Raw genomic sequence first — 17,370 nt, 5'->3', positions numbered from 1 at the left:
CGAGAGCTGAGCGGCAGGGCGGGGGGAGGCGGTCGCGCACGGAGCACGAGTCTCCGCGCACGGAGCACGAGTCTCCGCGCACGGAGCGCGGGCCTCCGTGCACGGAGTCCGGGCCCGCGAAACAGGCTAGGGGGCGATGGCCTTGCGCAGGGTGCGCAGGCACAGGGTCATGGCAGCGTGCCTGGACGCCCCGGCGGTCCGCGTGTGCTCCCAGGCCGAGTACAGCAGGGCCCACACCAGATTGCGGACCCACTCCTCGTCCAGCTCGGGGTCGATGCTGCCCTCCGCGTGGCCGCGCCGGACCGTGCGCAGGAAGTCCTGGTCGGCGGCGGTCTCCTCGTCCCAACCGGACCAGGTCGCCAGCTGCGGCGACTCGAACATCAGCGTGAGGCCGTCGCCGAGCTCGAAGTACTCGTGGCAGAGCCGCTCCAGCGCCTTGGCGGCCGGGCCGTCGTCGAGCCGGGCGCGCTCGGTCGCCGCGGCGACCTTCTCCAGGACGTCCGCGCCGATGGCCGCCAGCAGGTCGGACCGTTCAGGGAAGTAGCGGTGCACGGTCGTCCGCCCCACCCCCGCCGCTGCCGCGACGTCGCCGAGCGACGCGGTCGGGTCACCGGCCACCAGGGCGACGGCGGCGTCGACGATGGCGCGCCGCGTGCGTGCCCGTGTGCCGCTCTCAGGCGCCGCTGTCCGCTCCTCACTCATGCGCCATACGGTAGCGCTCCCGCCAAGATGAAAATCGTTTGACCGTTATGGAACATCAATGTTCCACTCTGCGTCATGAGTGCTCCGAAAAATACGTCTCCCAAGGTGTCCGTTTCGCGGTTGCGGATCCTCTGGTCGTTCGCCCGTCCGCACAGGCGAGCCCTGGCCCTGGCCCTCCTCCTCGCCCTCATGACGTCGGGGATGGGGCTGGCCACGCCGATGGTCACGAAGGGCGTGCTCGACGCGCTCGGCGGCTCGGACTCGTTACGGGGACCGTTGCTGGCCCTGCTGTTCCTGCTGGTCGTCGGCAGTGCCGTGGCGTACTGGCAGTGGACGCTGATCGGCGCGCTGGGCGAGCGCGTGGTGCTCCGGGCCCGCGAGTCGATGGTGCGGCGCTTCCTGCGTGCCACGGTGCCCGCAGTCACCGGCCGACCTCCCGGCGAGCTGGTCACCCGTGTCACCTCCGACACGGTCCTGCTGCACCAGGCCGCCACCGGCGCCCCGGTCGGCCTGATCAACGCCGTGGTCATGCTCCTCGGGACCCTGATCCTCATGGGCGTCCTCGACCTGGTCCTGCTGGGCACCGTCGCTGCCGCCGTGGCGGTGGTCGGCGTCCTGTTCGCCGTCCTGATGCCCGGCATCGCTACTGCCCAGCGACAGGCGCAGGACCACCTCGGACGGCTCGGCGGCAACCTGGAGGGCGCGCTGCGCGCCATCCGGACGGTGAAGGCCGGCCGGGCCGAGGACCGCACGGCCGAGCGCATCGTCGCCGACGCGCGCACCTCCGCCGAGCACGGCGTCCGTGCGGTCCGCCGCGAGGCCCTGGCCTGGACGATCGCGGGGTCCGGCATCGAGTTGGCGATCATCCTGGTCCTGGGCGTGGGGGCGTGGCGGGTCTCCGAGGGGGCGCTCGAGGTCTCCGGCCTCATCGCGTTCCTGCTGTACGCGTTCGGGCTGATGGAACCGATCAGCGAACTCGGCCAGAACGTCACCGCGCTCCAGTCGGGCATCGCCGCGGCGGAACGCATCCGGGAGACGGAGGACTTCCGGACGGAGGAGGCGGAAGGACGGGCCCTGCTGCAGACCCCCGCGCGCGAGACCGCCCGGCCGGACACCCCCGTACTGGAACTGCGAGACGTCACCGCTGCCTACGGCCCCGAAGCCGAACCGGCGGTCCGCGGTGTCGACCTGGTGATTCCGCGCCATGGGCACACCGCGATCGTCGGACCGTCGGGAGCGGGCAAGACCACGCTGTTCTCCCTGGTGCTGCGCTTCCTGGAGCCGATCGGAGGCGAACTGCTCCTGGACGGCCGTCCCTACCGCGACCACACCCACGCCGAGATCCGGTCCCGCCTGGCGTACGTCGAGCAGGACACCCCGGTCGTGCCCGGGACGATCCGGGACAACCTGCTGCTGTCCCGCCCCGACGCGACGGACGCGGAACTGCGCCGGGTGCTGGACGAGGTGCGGCTGGCGGAGAAGGTCGACGCTCTGGACGACGGGCTCGGCACGTCCCTGTCCGGCACGGCCGTTTCGGGCGGCGAGCGGCAGCGCATCGCGCTGGCCCGGGCCCTGTTGCGCGCCCCGGACGTGCTCCTCCTGGACGAGGCGACGGCCCAGCTCGACGGGCTGACCGAGGCCGCCGTCCAGCGGTGCGTCCGCGCCCGTGCGGAGACCGGCGCCGTCGTCACGATCGCCCACCGGCTGTCCACCGTGATCGACGCGGACACCATCGTGGTGCTGGACGAGGGCCGGATACGCGCGCGGGGCAGCCACGACGAGCTGCTCGCCACGGACGCGCTGTACCGGGAGCTGGTGGAGGCCCTGCGCATCTCGGCGGACCCGCAGGCGGTGTGACGACTCAGGGCTTCAGCAGGGTCTTGACCATGCCGTCGCGCTTGGCCTGGAACGTGGCGTACGCCTCGGGTCCCTTCTCCAACGGCAGCATGTGCGTCGCGAAGCCCTCGACGCCGAGCGGATCGGCGTCCGTGAGCAGCGGAAGGATGTCGTCCACCCAGCGCCGGACGTTGGCCTGCCCCATGCGGAGCTGGATCTGCTTGTCGAACAGGGTCAGCATCGGCACGGGGTCCGCCATGCCGCCGTAGACCCCGGCCAGGGAGATCGTCCCGCCGCGCCGTACCGCGTCGATGGCCGTGTAGAACGCCTCCAGCCGGTCCACGCCGACATGCTCCATGACGCGCCGGGCCACGCGTCCGGGCAGCAGGCCGGTCGCCCACTGACCCGCCTTGGCGACCGGTGCGCCGTGGGCCTCCATTCCCACGGCGTCGATGACCGCGTCCGAGCCGCGGCCGTTGGTCAGGTCGCGGACCACGTCGGCGACCTCGTCGTGCTCGCGCAGGTCGAGGACCGTCACGCCCCGCGCCTCGGCCCGGTCGAGACGCTCGGGGACGAGGTCGATGCCGATGACGAGTCCGGCGCCCCGGTGCAGGGCCACGCGGCAGGCCATGTCGCCGATCGGCCCGAGGCCGAGCACGGTCAGCGATCCGCCGGGCGGGACGTCCGCGTACTCCACGGCCTGCCACGCCGTCGGCAGCACGTCCGAGAGGTAGACGAAACGCTCGTCCGGCGGTCCCTCGGGCACCTTGACCGGCAGCGTGTCGCCGAAGGGCACCCGTAGGTACTCGGCCTGACCGCCGGGGACCTGCCCGTACAGCTTCGTGTAGCCGAACAGCGACGCGCCCGTGCCGCGGTCCCGCACCTGGGTCGTCTCGCACTGGGAGTGGAGTCCCTGGGCGCACATGAAGCACTCGCCGCACGAGACGTTGAACGGCACGACGACGCGGTCGCCGACCGAGAGGGCGGTCACCTCGGGACCGGTCTCCTCCACGACGCCCATGGGCTCGTGGCCGAGGATGTCGCCGGGATCGAGGTAGGGGCCCAGAACCTCGTAGAGGTGCAGGTCCGAACCGCAGATGCCGGTGGACGTCACGCGGACGATCACATCCTTCGGCTCGGTGATGCGGGGATCGGGGACGGTCTCGACCCGGACGTCCCGCCGGCCCTGCCATGTCAGTGCGCGCATCGTGTCCTCCCGCGGTGCTGTCGATGAGCGGCCTGCGGCCGTCGTACGGGCGGCGCCGCGCACCCGGCCACCACGGCCGAGTACCCGAAGCGGTCGATGCCATTACATATCGACGAAAACGGACTATTAGCACCCAAAGGAAAGGCGGGCATTCCCGTATGGCACTTTCCCCTTCGAATGCCTGTATGTCCGTTTATGCGTGAAACGAGCGGGCGGTTCTCATTGTTCTCGGTTCCGTGACGTCGGTCACGTGACGGACGTCCCATGGTGTCGGGCAGGGTCCGTGCATCCCTTGCGGGGAAGGAAAGTTGAGTCTCCGCCAGGAAGCGAGAAAGGTTATTTTCCGTCCCTTTTTCCCGGTCCGGCATTGCTTCTGTGAATTCGAGGCTTGTTCCGCCGGGCCGCTCTCGCTTACGGTCAGCGCAATCCGGATGGACCGCCGAATCCTGCCGCCGTCCGGGAATCCGACCACACGCACTCACGTTCGGCAGGAGCGGGGGACCCAGGTAAGCCGCCGATCCGGAATCCGGAACGGCTCGGGGTGAAGTCGCGCCGACATGCGACCGGGCATCTCCAGCCCGAACCCGACAGCTCACCTCGCAGGCGACGGAGAGGAATGCGTCATGCCTGCAAAGGGTAAGCACCGCCGTCCCACGTCCCGCCGACTCGTCCGCGGCTTCGTCGCCGCGGGCACGGGCGGCGCCGCGCTCGCCCTGCCGCTGTTCGGCGTCACCACCGCCGGTGCCGCGCAGCCGGCCCAGGCCGCGACCGTGCAGGCCGCCGGCACGGCGCCCGTCGCGGCGAAGAAGGCTCCCGTGACGTACACCGTCGTCGCGGGCGACTCCCTGTCGAAGATCGCCGAGGAGCAGTCGGTCAGCGGCGGCTGGAAGAAGCTCTACAACGACAACCGCCGGAACATCGGCGCCGACCCGGCGCTGATCCGCCCCGGCCTGAAGCTGACCATCGGCGCCAAGGCCGCCCCCGCGGACCGCGCCGCCGACGCCGGCCGCGCCGACCGTTCGGCGGCCCGCCCCGCGGCGGCGAAGAAGGCCCCGGCCGCGAAGCCCGCCACGGCCAAGAAGTATTCCAACGATCTCGACGGCTGGATCAAGGAATCGCTCGACATCATGGCGAAGCACGGAATTCCCGGCACCTACGAGGGAATTCACCGGAACATCATGCGCGAGTCCTCCGGAAATCCGCTGGCGATCAACAACTGGGACATCAACGCGCAGAACGGCACGCCGTCCAAGGGCCTGCTCCAGGTGATCGACCCGACCTTCCGGGCCTACCACGTGCCGGGCACGCCGTTCGACAGCTACGACCCGGTCGCGAACATCACCGCCGCGTGCAACTACGCCGCCGCCAGGTATGGCTCCATCGACAACGTGAACGGTCCGTACTGACCGTAGTCCCCGTTTGCGCGGGGTGAATTGCAGAGGCAATCGCGCCGGGTACCGATTCTGACATCACGTCAGTGCGGTGCCCGGCGCGGCCGTGTGCGCGCCCGGCGCGGCAGCGGGAAGGTGGGAGGCATGCGACTGCTGCTGATCTCCGACACCCATGTACCCCGCCGCGCCCGCCGCCTGCCCGACGAGGTGATGGCCCGTGTCGAGGAGGCCGACGTGGTGATCCACGCCGGCGACTGGGCCGACACCGCGACCCTCGACCTCCTTCAGGACCGTTCCGCCCGCCTCCTCGCCGTCTACGGCAACAACGACGGCGACGAGTTGCGCGCCCGGCTCCCGGAGGTGGCCCGGGCGGAGCTCGGGGGCCTCCGGTTCGGCGTCGTGCACGAGACGGGTCCCGCCGCCGGACGCGAGCGCCGCTGTGCCGAGAGGTTCCCCGACCTCGACGTACTGGTCTTCGGCCACAGCCACATCCCGTGGGACACCACGGCCCCCGGCGGCCTGCGGCTCCTCAACCCCGGCTCCCCGACCGACCGCAGGCGACAGCCCCACCACACGTACATGACCGCGCGGGCGGCGGACGGCGTGCTGACCGAGGTCGTGCTGCACCGCCTGTGACGGGGCAGTGTCACGGCCGGACCGACGCGCCGGCGGCTCCCGCCGGTGGGGCGGCGGGCACCGCGGCGGGTACGTCCGCCGGTCCTGCGTCGTACACGTCGAGGCGGCCGCACATGCCGAACCGGCCGCGTGCCGCGGGCTGTTCCGCCCGCACGGCGGCGTCCGCGAGGTAGCCGGCGTCGCCCCGTTCCAGGCGCGCCAACTGCGCGCCGGTGGCGGCCGACGCGGCCGCGGCGCCCGTCAGCCACCGCTCGCGCCAGCGGTCCGCCAGCGGGCGCACCAGGGCGGCCGCCGCCCGGTGGAACGCGGCCAGCGGCTCCGGGTCCCCGGCCGCGGCCGCCGCGCGCAGCGCGGTGAAGCCCTCGATCGCCAGGTCGCGGCGGCGTCGGGCGGCCGTGGCGAGCTCCTCCTCGGAGCCGGTCACCGGCAGGGCGACGGCCGCCGGGTAGCGGGCCGGGTCGGTCAGGTACGGCGGCGGCAGGGTGAGCACCGCGTCACCGGCCTCCGGCAGACCGCAGTTCTGCATCAGGACGACGAGGGCCAGATCACCCTCGTTGACCAGCCGGTGGATCGTGCCGGGCGTGAACCAGACCAGGGCGCCGGGAGCGAGCGGCGTCTCCTCGAACCCGGAGGCGGTCAGCGTCTGCACCGCGCCGCGCCCTCCGATCACGGCGTACCCCTCCGAACAGGTGAGGTGCAGATGGGGTGTTCCGCCGCGCAGCCCGTCCGCCGCCGGCCAGTCGTACACGCGCAGGCGGGACACGCCGATCCCGCCGGGGAGGCCGCCGTACACAGCGGCAGCACCGGAAGGGTTCATCGCGGGCCTCCTCGAGGGGTACGCGTACGCGGACGGCGGAGGGCAAGCGCTTTCTACCGGACGTTAGGGGTGGCGTCCGGTCGGGTCAAGAGGGCCCGGGCCCTTGCCGAGCGGCGGCCAGCCCTGCTATCCCTCTCGGTTAGGAAAGTTTCCTTCCAATCGGCGCATGCCGCATCCGTTCTGTCCCGGCCCGTCCCGCCCATCCAACGGAGACCCCCCATGAGACCGGCACGGCTCTGGAAACACCCGCTCACCGCCCTCGGCGTGATCGGCACCGCCCTGACTTTCGCCCTGACCGCCGCCCCCAAGGTGCCCGCGGCCCCCGCCCCCGAACCCCTCGCCGCCGCGGCGGCCGTCACGCACGAGGCCGAGAACGCGACCGTCTCGCGCGGGCTCGTGGAGTCCAACCACGCCGGCTACACCGGCACCGGCTTCGTCAACTACGAGAACGCCGGTGGCAGTTACGTCCAGTGGACGGTCAATGCCGCACAGGCCGGCCGCGCGACACTGACCCTGCGCTACGCCAACGGCACCACCGCGAACCGCCCCATGGACATCTCCGTCAACGGCACCCTCGCCGCCGACGAGCGCGCCTTCAACGGGACCGGCTCGTGGACCTCCTGGTCGAAGGCCACCGTGACGGCCGACCTCAGGGCCGGCGCCAACACGATCCGGGCCACCGCCACCACCGCCAACGGCGGACCCAACGTCGACCACCTCGCCGTCGACACCGCGCCCACCTCCGCCGGCACGCCCGTCGCCGTCAACGGACAGCTCGAGGTCTGCGGCACCAAGCTCTGCAACCAGTACGGAAAGCCCGTCCAGTTGCGCGGCATGAGCACCCACGGCCTGCAGTGGTACAGCCAGTGCGTCACCAGCGGCTCACTGGGTGCCCTGGCCACGGACTGGAACGCCGACGTCCTGCGCATCTCCATGTACATCCAGGAAGGCGGCTACGAGACCGACCCCCGCGGCTTCACCGACAAGGTCCACTCGATCATCGAGCAGGCCACCGCGCACGGCATGTACGCGATCGTCGACTGGCACATGCTCAGCCCGGGCGATCCGCACCACAACCTCTCCCGCGCCAAGACGTTCTTCACCGAGATCGCCCAGCGCCACCGCAGCAAGAACAACCTGCTGTTCGAGATCGCCAACGAGCCCAGCGGGGTGAGCTGGTCCAGGATCAAGAGCTACGCCGAGCAGCTCGTCCCCGTCATCCGCCAGCACGACCCGGACACCCCGATCCTCGTCGGCACCCGCGCCTGGTCCTCCCTCGGCGTCTCCGAAGGGTCGAACGAGAGCGAGGTCGTGAACAACCCGGTCAACGCGGCCAACATCATGTACACCTTCCACTTCTACGCGGCCTCCCACCGGGACGAGTACCTGAACACCCTGTCCCGCGCGGCCGACAGACTGCCCGTGTTCGTCACCGAGTTCGGCACCCAGGACTACGCGGGTGAAGGAACGAACGACTTCACCATGTCCCAGCGCTACCTCGACCTGATGGCGAGCAAGAAGATCAGCTGGGTGAACTGGAACTACTCGGACGACCACCGCTCCGGAGCCGTGTTCAAGACCGGGACCTGCGACAACAACGGTCCCTGGACCGGCACCGCTGCGCTGAAGCCCGCCGGCGTCTGGGTCCGCGACCGCGTCAGGGCACCGGACAGCTTCTCCACCGGCTGACCGGGACCCTCGCGCGTCCCCGCCCGCCCGGGCTGTGATCCACTGGGCGGGCGGGGGCGCACAGCGGACACAGGTCACACATCAGGAGCAGCTTTGGCCAGCTACCGGCAGCCCGGGGTCGTCCTCACCGACCACAGCTTCACCGTCCCGCTCGACCACGACGAGCCCGACGGCGAGCAGATCGAGTTGTACGGCCGCGAGGTCGGCGCCGCCGGCCGCACGGCTGACGACCTGCCCTGGCTCCTCTACCTGGAGGGCGGCCCCGGCAACGCGGCCCGCCGCTTCACCGGGGCGCAGGCCTGGCTCGCCCGCGCCGTCAAGGAATACCGCGTACTCCTCCTCGACCAGCGCGGCACCGGCCGCTCCACGCCCCTGAACCGCCAGACGCTGCCGCTGCGCGGCGGACCGCGGGAACAGGCCGCGCACCTCGCGCACTTCCGCGCCGACTCCATCGTCCGAGACTGCGAGGCCGTCCGCCGGCGGCTGACCGGCGGGGCGCCCTGGACCGTGCTCGGCCAGAGCTTCGGCGGCTTCTGCACCACCCACTACCTGTCCACGGCCCCCGAAGGACTGCACACCGCACTGATCACCGGTGGTCTGCCCGCCCTGGACGCCCACGCCGACGACGTCTACCGGGCCGCCTATCCGCGCATCCGCCGCAAGGTGGAGGCCCACTACGCCCGCTACCCGCAGGACGTCGAGCGTGCCCGCCGCATCGCCGCCCACCTCGCGGACCGTCCCACCGTCCTGCCCGGCGGCTACACCCTCACGCCTGAAGCCTTCCAGTCGCTCGGCATCCTCCTCGGCGGCCAGGACGGCAGCCACCAACTGCACTACCTGCTCGAGAACGCCTTCGTGCGCACCGCGTCCGGCCACGAGCTCTCCGACGCCTTCCAGGAAGCCGTCCGCCCCGTCCTGTCCTTCGCCGCCAACCCCCTGTACGCCGTGCTGCACGAGGTGATCTACGCCCAGGGCGGCCGGCCCACCGACTGGTCCGCCGAACGCGTACGCGCCGAGTTCCCGGAGTTCGGCGCGGCGACGGCGCTCGCCGGAGAGGGGCCGCTGATGTTCACCGGGGAGACCATCCACCCCTGGCACTTCGAGGTGGACCCCGCGCTGCGCCCGGTGCGCGAGTGCGCCGAACTGCTCGCCGCCCGTACCGACTGGCCCGCGCTCTACGACCCGGCACGCCTCGCCGTCAACGAGGTGCCGGTCGCCGCGGCCGTCTACCACGACGACATGTACGTCGACACCGCCGACTCCCTGCGCACCGCCCGTGCTGTCCGCGGGCTGCGCACCTGGGTCACCGACGAGTACGAGCACGACGGCGTGCGGACGAGCGGCACCAGGGTCCTCGACCGACTGCTGGCCCTCGCCCGTGACGAGGTCTGACGGTCCGTCCGTTCCACCGTGCGGGCGGGGCCGTATCCTGCGGCCATGACGGATCACGTGACCGAACAGCTCCAGGAGATGCCCGGCGACTGGCAGCGCGCCCTTGCCGTCGTCGCCCACCCCGACGACCTCGAATACGGCTGCGCCGCCGCCATCGCCGGGTGGACCGACGGGGGACGCGAGGTCGTCTACGTCCTCGCCACCCGCGGCGAGGCGGGCATCGACTCCCTCGCCCCGGGCGACTGCGCGGCGCTGCGCGAGCAGGAACAGCGGGCCAGCGCCGCGGTCGTGGGGGTCCCCACCGTGGAGTTCCTCGACCACAAGGACGGCGTCGTCGAGTACGGGACCGCGCTGCGGCGCGAAGTCGCGGCCGCCATCCGCCGCCACCGCCCCGAGCTGGTCATCACGCTCAACCACCGTGACACCTGGGGCGGCACGGTCTGGAACAGCCCCGACCACCGCGCCGTGGGACGGGCCACCCTGGACGCCGCCGGCGACGCGGGCAACCGCTGGATCTTCCCCGAGCTCATCTCCGAGCAGGGGCTCGACCCGTGGGACGGCGTGCGGTGGGTGGCCGTGGCGGGCTCGACCAACCCGACCCACGCGGTCGACGCGCGGCCCGGTCTGGAGCGGTCGGTGCGCTCGCTGCTGGAGCACCGCATGTACATCGAGGGGCTGACGGACAAGGACCCGGAGGAGTACTGCCGCACCTTCCTCACCGGTATGGCCGAGGCGGCGGCGCCGCGCTTCGGAGGCCGGCCCGCCGTCACGTTCGAGGTGTTCCCGCGCTGACGCGCCGACACCCCGGCCCCGGACCGCAGTGCGTGGTCCGGGGCTTCGTTCTGTCCCCGAGAGGCCGCCCGCACGGCGGCCGCCTCCCGTACGCGTCGTGAACGGTCCCCACCCGTTCGGGGGCAGCACGGCTGCAGATTGACACGGCTTGTCACCGGGCACATCACCGGCAGTGATGTGATGCGCGACTTCCTTGTGCGACCCGAGCGGCCCATGGAGGAAATGTGACGCTTCGCCTGCGAACAGCCGCCCTGGTCGCGGCCCTCACGCTCGCGTGTACCCCCGCCGTCGGCGAGGCCGCCGACGGGTACGGACCGGACGGCGGGTCCCCGGCCGTCACCCCCGCCCCACGCGAGGTCCAGTCCCTGGACGACCGGGTCACCATCACCTCGACCGTCACTCTGGTCGCCGACGAGGACGCCGACCCGCAGGCGCTCGCCGTCACCGAGAAGGCGCTGCACGAGGCGGGCGCCGACCGGATCGTGCGCGGCGAGCGTGCCGTCGACGACCGGCTGACCGTCCACGTCGGCACCGCCGGGGCCCCGGCCGCCCTGGCCGCGCTCGACGCCGAGGGCCCGGAGCGACTGCCCGCCGAGGGCTACGTCCTCGGCATCGGCCGGGACCGGATCGTGCTCGCCGGCAAGGACGCCACAGGCACGTACTACGCCGCCCAGACGCTCCGCCAGGTCCTGCCGCGGCGCGACCGCCCCGGCGCCCACGTGCGCGGCCTGGTCGTCCGCGACTGGCCCGCCACGCCCCTGCGCGGTGTCATCGAGGGCTTCTACGGCACCCCGTGGTCGCACGAGGCGCGGCTGGACCAGCTCGACTTCTACGGCGAGCACAAGATGAACATCTACGTGTACTCGCCCAAGGACGACCCGTATCTGCGCGACAAGTGGCGCGAGCCCTACCCGGCCTCGGCACTGGCACGCATCGAGGAGCTGGTCGACCGGGCCGAGCAGCGGCACGTGGACTTCACCTACGCCCTGTCCCCGGGCCTGTCCGTCTGCTACAGCTCCGAGGCCGACACGCGCGCCTTCATCGACAAGTTCCGGACGATCTGGGACATCGGCGTGCGCACCTTCGCCGTCCCGCTGGACGACATCAGCTACACCAGGTGGAACTGCCCCGAGGACCAGGCGAGGTGGGGCAGCGGCGGCGGTGCGGCGGGTGCGGCGCAGGCCCACCTGCTCAACCGGGTGAACCGCGAGTTCATCGCCGCCCACCCCGGTGCCGAGCCGCTGCAGATGGTGCCGACCGAGTACTACAACGTGACGGCGACCGCCTACAAGAAGGCGCTGGCCGAGCAGCTCGACGCGGACGTCGTCGTCGAGTGGACCGGCATCGGCGTCATCGCGCCGACCATGACGGTCACCCAGGCCCGTGCCGCCCGCTCGGTGTTCGCCCACCCGATCCTGACGTGGGACAACTACCCGGTCAACGACTACGTCACCAACCGCCTGCTGCTCGGCCCCTTCAGCGGCCGGGAGAAGGGGCTCCCCGCCGAACTCGCCGGCATCACCGCGAATCCGATGATCCAGCCGTACGCGTCGAAGATCGCGCTGTTCACCGTCGCCGACTACACCTGGAACGACGCCGATTACGACCCGCGCACCTCATGGCTGGCGGCGCTGCGCTGGTACGCGGGCGGCGACGTCCGCACCGAACGCGCGCTGCGGGCCTTCGCGGACGTCAACTACAGCTCACGGCTCAATGTGCAGCAGGCGCCCGAACTGGCCGCCGCCTTCGACCGTTTCTGGCGGGACGGCGACGCCGGCCGGCTCCACGCGGCGCTGGACGGACTGCGTGCGGCGCCGTCGGTGCTGCGCGACCGCCTTCCCGAGCCGGGCTTCGTCGACGACGCCGGTCCCTGGCTCGACGCGACGCAGGCCTGGGCGGTGGCGGCGGGCACCGCGCTGCGGCTCGTCGAGGCCGCCCGCGACGGTGACGCCGCCGAGGCGTGGGAGCTGCGCGGGCGCCTGCCCGGACTGCTCGCCACCGCCAGGTCGTTCGTCTACACGGGACTCGGCGGCACCAAGGTGCCCGTCGTCGTCGGCGAGGGGGTGCTGGACAGGTTCGTGGAGGACGCGCGGGCCGAGCACGACCGCATCCTCGGCGTGCCCGGCGGCATCAGGGCCACCAGCAGCATGGGCACCTACCGGGACAACGTGCCCGCGCGGATGATCGACGAGGACGGCACCACGTTCTACTGGAGCAGCAGGGCGCCCGCGGCGGGCGACCACGTCGGCGTCGACCTGCGCCGGGAGCGGCCGATCGGCGCCGTCACCCTGGCCATGGGCAAGACGACCAGCCCGAACGACTATTTGCACCACGGCGTGCTGGAGTACTCGTCGGACGGCGCGAACTGGCAGCAGCTCACGGCCTTCTCCGGAACGCCGGACGTCACGGCCACCGCACCCGACGGCGCCACCGCCCGCTACGTGCGGGCCAGGGCGACCGCGCGCCAGACGAACTGGCTCGTCGTCAGAGAATTCACGGTGGCCACCGACAGCGCCTCGGTGACCGGCGGCCCGCCGCCGGCGGCCGGCTCCGCGCTGTGCGCCGCGGCCGACGGCGACCCGGACACCGCCTACCGGGCCGGACGTGTTCCCGAGCCGGGCGAGGCGCTGACCGTGGACCTCGGCGCCGCGCGGTCCGTGCGGACGGTGAAGGTGCTCCAGCCCGGCGACACCGCGGCACGCGCGCTCGTCGAACTCCGCACACCGGACGGCACGTGGCGGCGGGTGGGCGAGATCCGGCGGCCGTACGCACAGCTGAACACGGGCAGCCGCACGGCCGACGCAGTGCGCCTGGTGTGGCGGAGCGGTACGCCGCAGATCGCCGAGGTGATCGTCCGCCCGTAACCGGACCAGGCTCGAGATTGACAAAGCAGCCTTGCTGTTTCTGCAATGGACCGCATGGACGACGACGCACGGCTGGACGCCGTACTGAACGAGGTGGGGCCGCGGCTCCGCAGGATCCGGCGCGAGCGGGGCGCCACGCTCGGAGCCCTGTCGGAGGCGACCGGCATCTCGGTGAGCACCCTGTCCCGGCTGGAGTCGGGCGGACGCAGGCCCAGCCTGGAGCTGCTGCTGCCCATCGCCCGTGCCCACCAGGTGCCGCTCGACGAGCTGGTCGGGGCCCCGCCCGTCGGCGATCCGCGCGTGCGGTCGAAGCCGATCGTGCGCGGCCACCGGACGATGTACCCGCTGACCAACCGGCCCGGCGGACTCCAGGCGTACAAGGTGGTGCACAGGCCGTCGGAGGAGCCCTGCGAGCAGCGCACGCACGAGGGCTACGAGTGGCTCTACGTGCTCTCCGGCCGCCTCCGGCTGCTGCTCGGCGACCACGACGTGGTGCTGGGGCCGGGGGAGGCGGCGGAGTTCGACACCCGGGTGCCGCACTGGTTCGGCACGGCCGACGACCGGCCGGTGGAGTTCCTGAGCCTGTTCGGACCGCAGGGGGAGCGGATGCACGTCCGGGCGAGGCCGAAGCGCGGCTGAGGAATCCGGCGGACGGCCGGGAAGGGTCTTCCACGAGGGCAAGCGACCGCTTAGTATGCGGCGGAGCGCAGTACGCCCTACGGCTTGTGGGAGGCCCTGACATGCAGGCATGGCACGTGCACCGGTACGGCGAGCCGAGCGAGGTGATGCGGCTCGAGGAGGTGGACCGGCCCACGCCCGGCGAGGGGCAGGTCCTCCTCCGGGTCCGTGCCGCTAACATCAACTTCCCCGACGCGCTGCTGTGCCGGGGCCAGTACCAGATCAAGCCGCCTCTGCCCTTCACGCCGGGCGTGGAGATCTGCGGGGAGACCGAGGACGGCCGCCGGGTGATCGCCAACCCGGCCCTGCCGCACGGCGGTTTCGCCGAATACGTGGTGGCCGACGCGGCGGCGCTGCTGCCCGCACCCGACGCCCTCGACGACGCCGAGGCGGCGGCCCTGCACATCGGCTACCAGACCGGCTGGTTCGGCCTCCACCGCAGGGCCGGTCTCGAGGAGGGCGAGACGCTGCTCGTCCACGCCGCGGCCGGAGGCGTCGGCAGCGCCGCCGTGCAGCTCGGCAAGGCGGCCGGAGCGAAGGTCATCGGTGTCGTCGGCGGCCCGCAGAAGGCCGCCGTCGCCCGCGAGCTGGGCTGCGACGTGGTCGTCGACCGCCGCACCGAGGACGTCGTCGCCGCCGTCAAGGAAGCGACCGGAGGCCGCGGCGCCGACGTGATCTACGACCCTGTAGGCGGCGACGCCTACGCCAAGTCCGCAAAGTGCGTGGCCTTCGAGGGCCGCATCGTGATCGTCGGCTTCGCCAGCGGCGACATCCCGGCCCCCGCGCTCAACCACGCACTGGTCAAGAACTACTCGATCATGGGCCTGCACTGGGGCCTCTACGCCCAGAAGGACCCCGCGTCCATCGCGCACTGCCACCGGACGCTGACCGAGTACGCCGCCAAGGGACTGATCAAGCCACTGGTCAGTGAGCGGGTCCCCTTCAAGGACGCCGCCGACGCCGTCCAGCGTGTCGCCGACGGCACGACCACGGGCCGCCTCGTCGTCGTCCCGGAAGGAGCGAACCGATGAACAAGGCACCGGACGCAGCCGAACTGCGGTCACGCACCCAGGAGTTGCTCGCCGCGCACCCGCCGGCCACCACGGAGCGAGGCGACTTCCTGCGGGCCTGCTTCGCGGCGGGCCTGGCCTGGGTGCACTACCCCGAGGGCCTCGGTGGCCTCGGCGCGCCGCGCTCCCTGCAGGCCGTCGTCGACGCCGAGCTCGCCGCCGCGGGTGCGCCCGACAACGACCCCCGCCGCATCGGCATCGGCCTCGGCATGGCCGCGCCGACGATCCTCGCCTACGGCTCCGAGGAGGTGAAGCAGCGCTTCCTCGAACCCCTGTGGACCGGCGAGGAGGTGTGGTGCCAGCTGTTCAGCGAACCCGGCGCCGGCTCCGACCTCGCGGCGCTCGGCACCCGCGCGGTCCGCGACGGCGACGAGTGGGTGGTGACCGGGCAGAAGGTGTGGACCTCCAGCGCCCACGTCGCGCGCTGGGCCATCCTCATCGCCCGTACCGACCCCGACGTGCCCAAGCACCGGGGCATCACCTACTTCGTCTGCGACATGACCGACCCCGGCGTCGAGGTCCGCCCGCTGCGGCAGATCACCGGCGAGGCGGAGTTCAACGAGGTCTTCCTCACCGAGGTGCGCATCCCCGACGCGCACCGGCTCGGCGAGGTCGGCGACGGCTGGAAGGTCGCCCAGACCACGCTGATGAACGAGCGGGTGTCCATCGGCGGCATGCGGCTGCCCCGCGAGGGCGGGATGATCGGCACGGTCGCCCGCACCTGGCGCGAACGCCCGGAGCTGCGCACCCACGACCTGCACCAGCGCCTGCTGACGCTGTGGGTCGAGGCCGAGGTCGCCCGCCTCACCGGCGAACGGCTGCGCCAACAGCTCGTCGCCGGCCAGCCCGGTCCGGAGGGCAGCGGCACGAAGCTCGCCTTCGCCCGGCTCAACCAGGAGATCAGCGGCCTGGAGGTGGAACTCCTCGGCGAGGAGGGGCTGTTGTACGACGACTGGACCATGCGCCGCCCCGAGCTCGTCGACTTCACCGGACGTGAGGCCGGCTACCGCTACCTGCGCTCCAAGGGCAACTCCATCGAGGGCGGCACCAGCGAGGTGCTGCTGAACATCGTCGCCGAACGTGTCCTCGGCCTGCCCGCCGAACCACGCAGCGACAAGGACATCGCCTGGAAGGACCTCGCGCGATGACGGACCTGCTGTACTCCGAGGCCGAGACCGATCTGCGGGCAGCCGTCCGCTCGCTGCTCTCCGACCACGCCGACCCCGCCGCGCTCGTCGCCGGCGCCGCCGAGAGCGGCAGCCCCTACGACGCCGGCCTGTGGAAGGCTCTCGCGTCCGACATCGGCGCCGCCGGGCTGCTCCTGCCCGAGAAGCTGGGCGGCCAGGGCGCGAGCCACCGTGAGGCGGCGGTCGTCCTGGAGGAGCTCGGCCGCAGCGTCGCCCCGGCGCCGTACCTCACCGGCTCCGTCGTCGCGACGGAGGTGCTGCTCGCGCTCGGTGACGACGCCGGGCACGTGACCGCGCTGCTCGGCGACCTCGCGGCCGGCCGCCGCACCGCCGTGGCCGCGCTCCCGCTGTCGGCCGCGGCCGACGGACCGCTGCCGGACGACGGGGGGCGCGTCACCGGCGTCGCGGACGCGGTCCGGGCCGACGTGTTCCTCGTGCTCCGGACCGACGGCCTGTACCTCCTGGAGCGTTCCGAGGTCTCGGTGGAGCCGCAGACCGCGCTCGACCTGACCCGTCCGCTCGCCGCCGTCACCCCCGGCGCGGCGGGCACCCGGATCGCGGACCGCGAGCAGGGCGAGGCGGCGGTGCGGCGAGGGCTGCTCGTGGGGGCGGGCCTGCTCGCGTCCGAGCAGCTGGGCGTCGCGGAATGGTGTCTGGAGGAGACCGTCCGGCACACGCGGGAGCGGCACCAGTTCAACCGGCCCGTCGGATCGTTCCAGGCGCTCAAGCACCGGATGGCCCAGCTGTGGCTGGAGGTCGTCTCGGCGCGGGCCGCCGCACGTGCCGCGGCCGACGCCCTGGCCACCGGCAGCCCTGACGCGGCGGTGGCGGTGGCCGTCGCCCAGGCGTACTGCTCCCGGGTCGCCGTGCACGCCGCCGAGGAGTGCGTGCAGCTGCACGGCGGGATCGGCATGACCTGGGAACACTCGGCGCACCTCTACCTGAAGCGCGCCAAGGCCGACGAGATCGCGCTGGGCACGCCGGGCCGGCACACGAAGGCGCTGGCCGCCCTCGTCGATCTCCAGGCCCCGTAACACCCCGATCGATACGGACTGCGGCCGCCACGGCGCTCCCCGCCGCGCTGACCTTCGGCGCGGCGGCCTGCTCCC

14 protein-coding genes and 1 riboswitch are annotated in these 17,370 nt (G+C 72.4%); of the genes, 11 read left to right on the top strand and 3 right to left on the bottom strand.

Annotation, left to right across the window (positions count from 1 at the left end; all coding sequences use genetic code 11):
* Positions 1–126 precede the first annotated feature (126 nt).
* Positions 127–702, bottom strand: a complete 576-nt coding sequence (locus ACLB9X_RS10120; RefSeq protein ID WP_410359920.1) for a TetR/AcrR family transcriptional regulator — start codon at positions 700–702, stop codon at positions 127–129.
* 75 nt (positions 703–777) lie between these two features.
* Between ACLB9X_RS10120 and ACLB9X_RS10115 the strand changes: the two genes are divergently transcribed.
* The gene (locus tag ACLB9X_RS10115) at positions 778–2,559 is read left to right on the top strand and encodes an ABC transporter ATP-binding protein (protein ID WP_410359919.1); all 1,782 of its coding nucleotides are present in this window, start codon (positions 778–780) and stop codon (positions 2,557–2,559) included.
* A 4-nt stretch (positions 2,560–2,563) separates the two neighbouring features.
* Here the strand turns inward: ACLB9X_RS10115 and ACLB9X_RS10110 are convergent, their stop codons facing one another.
* On the bottom strand, positions 2,564–3,745 hold the full coding sequence (locus ACLB9X_RS10110; protein WP_410359918.1) for a zinc-dependent alcohol dehydrogenase: 1,182 nt from the start codon (positions 3,743–3,745) through the stop codon (positions 2,564–2,566).
* A 465-nt stretch (positions 3,746–4,210) separates the two neighbouring features.
* Positions 4,211–4,364: riboswitch (cyclic di-AMP (ydaO/yuaA leader) on the top strand.
* A gap of 4 nt (positions 4,365–4,368) precedes the next feature.
* Here ACLB9X_RS10110 and ACLB9X_RS10105 point away from each other — a divergent pair.
* The gene (locus ACLB9X_RS10105; RefSeq protein WP_410359917.1) at positions 4,369–5,151 is read left to right on the top strand and encodes a LysM peptidoglycan-binding domain-containing protein; all 783 of its coding nucleotides are present in this window, start codon (positions 4,369–4,371) and stop codon (positions 5,149–5,151) included.
* A 129-nt stretch (positions 5,152–5,280) separates the two neighbouring features.
* Positions 5,281–5,772, top strand: coding sequence for a metallophosphoesterase family protein (locus tag ACLB9X_RS10100; RefSeq protein ID WP_410359916.1), 492 nt, complete (start codon positions 5,281–5,283; stop codon positions 5,770–5,772).
* 10 nt (positions 5,773–5,782) lie between these two features.
* Here ACLB9X_RS10100 and ACLB9X_RS10095 read toward each other — a convergent pair whose 3' ends face one another.
* Entirely contained in the window at positions 5,783–6,589 is an 807-nt protein-coding gene (locus ACLB9X_RS10095) for a cupin domain-containing protein (RefSeq protein WP_410359915.1), read from the bottom strand.
* A 219-nt stretch (positions 6,590–6,808) separates the two neighbouring features.
* Here ACLB9X_RS10095 and ACLB9X_RS10090 point away from each other — a divergent pair, with 219 nt between their 5' ends.
* The 8 genes from ACLB9X_RS10090 (at position 6,809) to ACLB9X_RS10055 (ending at position 17,295) form a co-directional block, all read left to right on the top strand.
* Complete coding sequence (locus ACLB9X_RS10090; protein ID WP_410359914.1) at positions 6,809–8,278, top strand: cellulase family glycosylhydrolase; 1,470 nt, start codon at positions 6,809–6,811, stop codon at positions 8,276–8,278.
* A gap of 93 nt (positions 8,279–8,371) precedes the next feature.
* On the top strand, positions 8,372–9,670 hold the full coding sequence (locus ACLB9X_RS10085) for an alpha/beta fold hydrolase (RefSeq protein WP_410359913.1): 1,299 nt from the start codon (positions 8,372–8,374) through the stop codon (positions 9,668–9,670).
* Positions 9,671–9,715: 45 nt separating this feature from the next.
* Positions 9,716–10,462: a PIG-L deacetylase family protein gene (locus tag ACLB9X_RS10080; RefSeq protein WP_410359912.1), complete on the top strand. Its 747-nt coding sequence runs from the start codon at positions 9,716–9,718 to the stop codon at positions 10,460–10,462.
* Between the two features lie 224 nt (positions 10,463–10,686).
* Positions 10,687–13,326 (top strand): beta-N-acetylglucosaminidase domain-containing protein, encoded by a 2,640-nt coding sequence (locus ACLB9X_RS10075; protein WP_410359911.1) that lies wholly within the window; start codon positions 10,687–10,689, stop codon positions 13,324–13,326.
* 54 nt (positions 13,327–13,380) lie between these two features.
* Positions 13,381–13,965, top strand: a complete 585-nt coding sequence (locus ACLB9X_RS10070; protein ID WP_410359910.1) for a cupin domain-containing protein — start codon at positions 13,381–13,383, stop codon at positions 13,963–13,965.
* Between the two features lie 101 nt (positions 13,966–14,066).
* On the top strand, positions 14,067–15,035 hold the full coding sequence (locus tag ACLB9X_RS10065) for an NADPH:quinone oxidoreductase family protein (protein WP_410359909.1): 969 nt from the start codon (positions 14,067–14,069) through the stop codon (positions 15,033–15,035).
* Positions 15,032–16,222, top strand: a complete 1,191-nt coding sequence (locus tag ACLB9X_RS10060) for an acyl-CoA dehydrogenase family protein (RefSeq protein WP_410359908.1) — start codon at positions 15,032–15,034, stop codon at positions 16,220–16,222. Before ACLB9X_RS10065 ends, ACLB9X_RS10060 begins: the two co-directional genes overlap by 4 nt.
* Entirely contained in the window at positions 16,219–17,295 is a 1,077-nt protein-coding gene (locus ACLB9X_RS10055; RefSeq protein WP_410359907.1) for an acyl-CoA dehydrogenase family protein, read from the top strand. Before ACLB9X_RS10060 ends, ACLB9X_RS10055 begins: the two co-directional genes overlap by 4 nt.
* The last annotated feature ends 75 nt before the right edge of the window (positions 17,296–17,370 follow it).

It is taken from the genome of Streptomyces sp. 5K101 (assembly GCF_046506645.1).
In the GTDB taxonomy this organism is placed as follows: domain Bacteria; phylum Actinomycetota; class Actinomycetes; order Streptomycetales; family Streptomycetaceae; genus Streptomyces.
The sequence above is the reverse complement of the archived record's forward strand: the minus strand, read 5'-3'. Positions and strand labels throughout refer to the sequence as shown.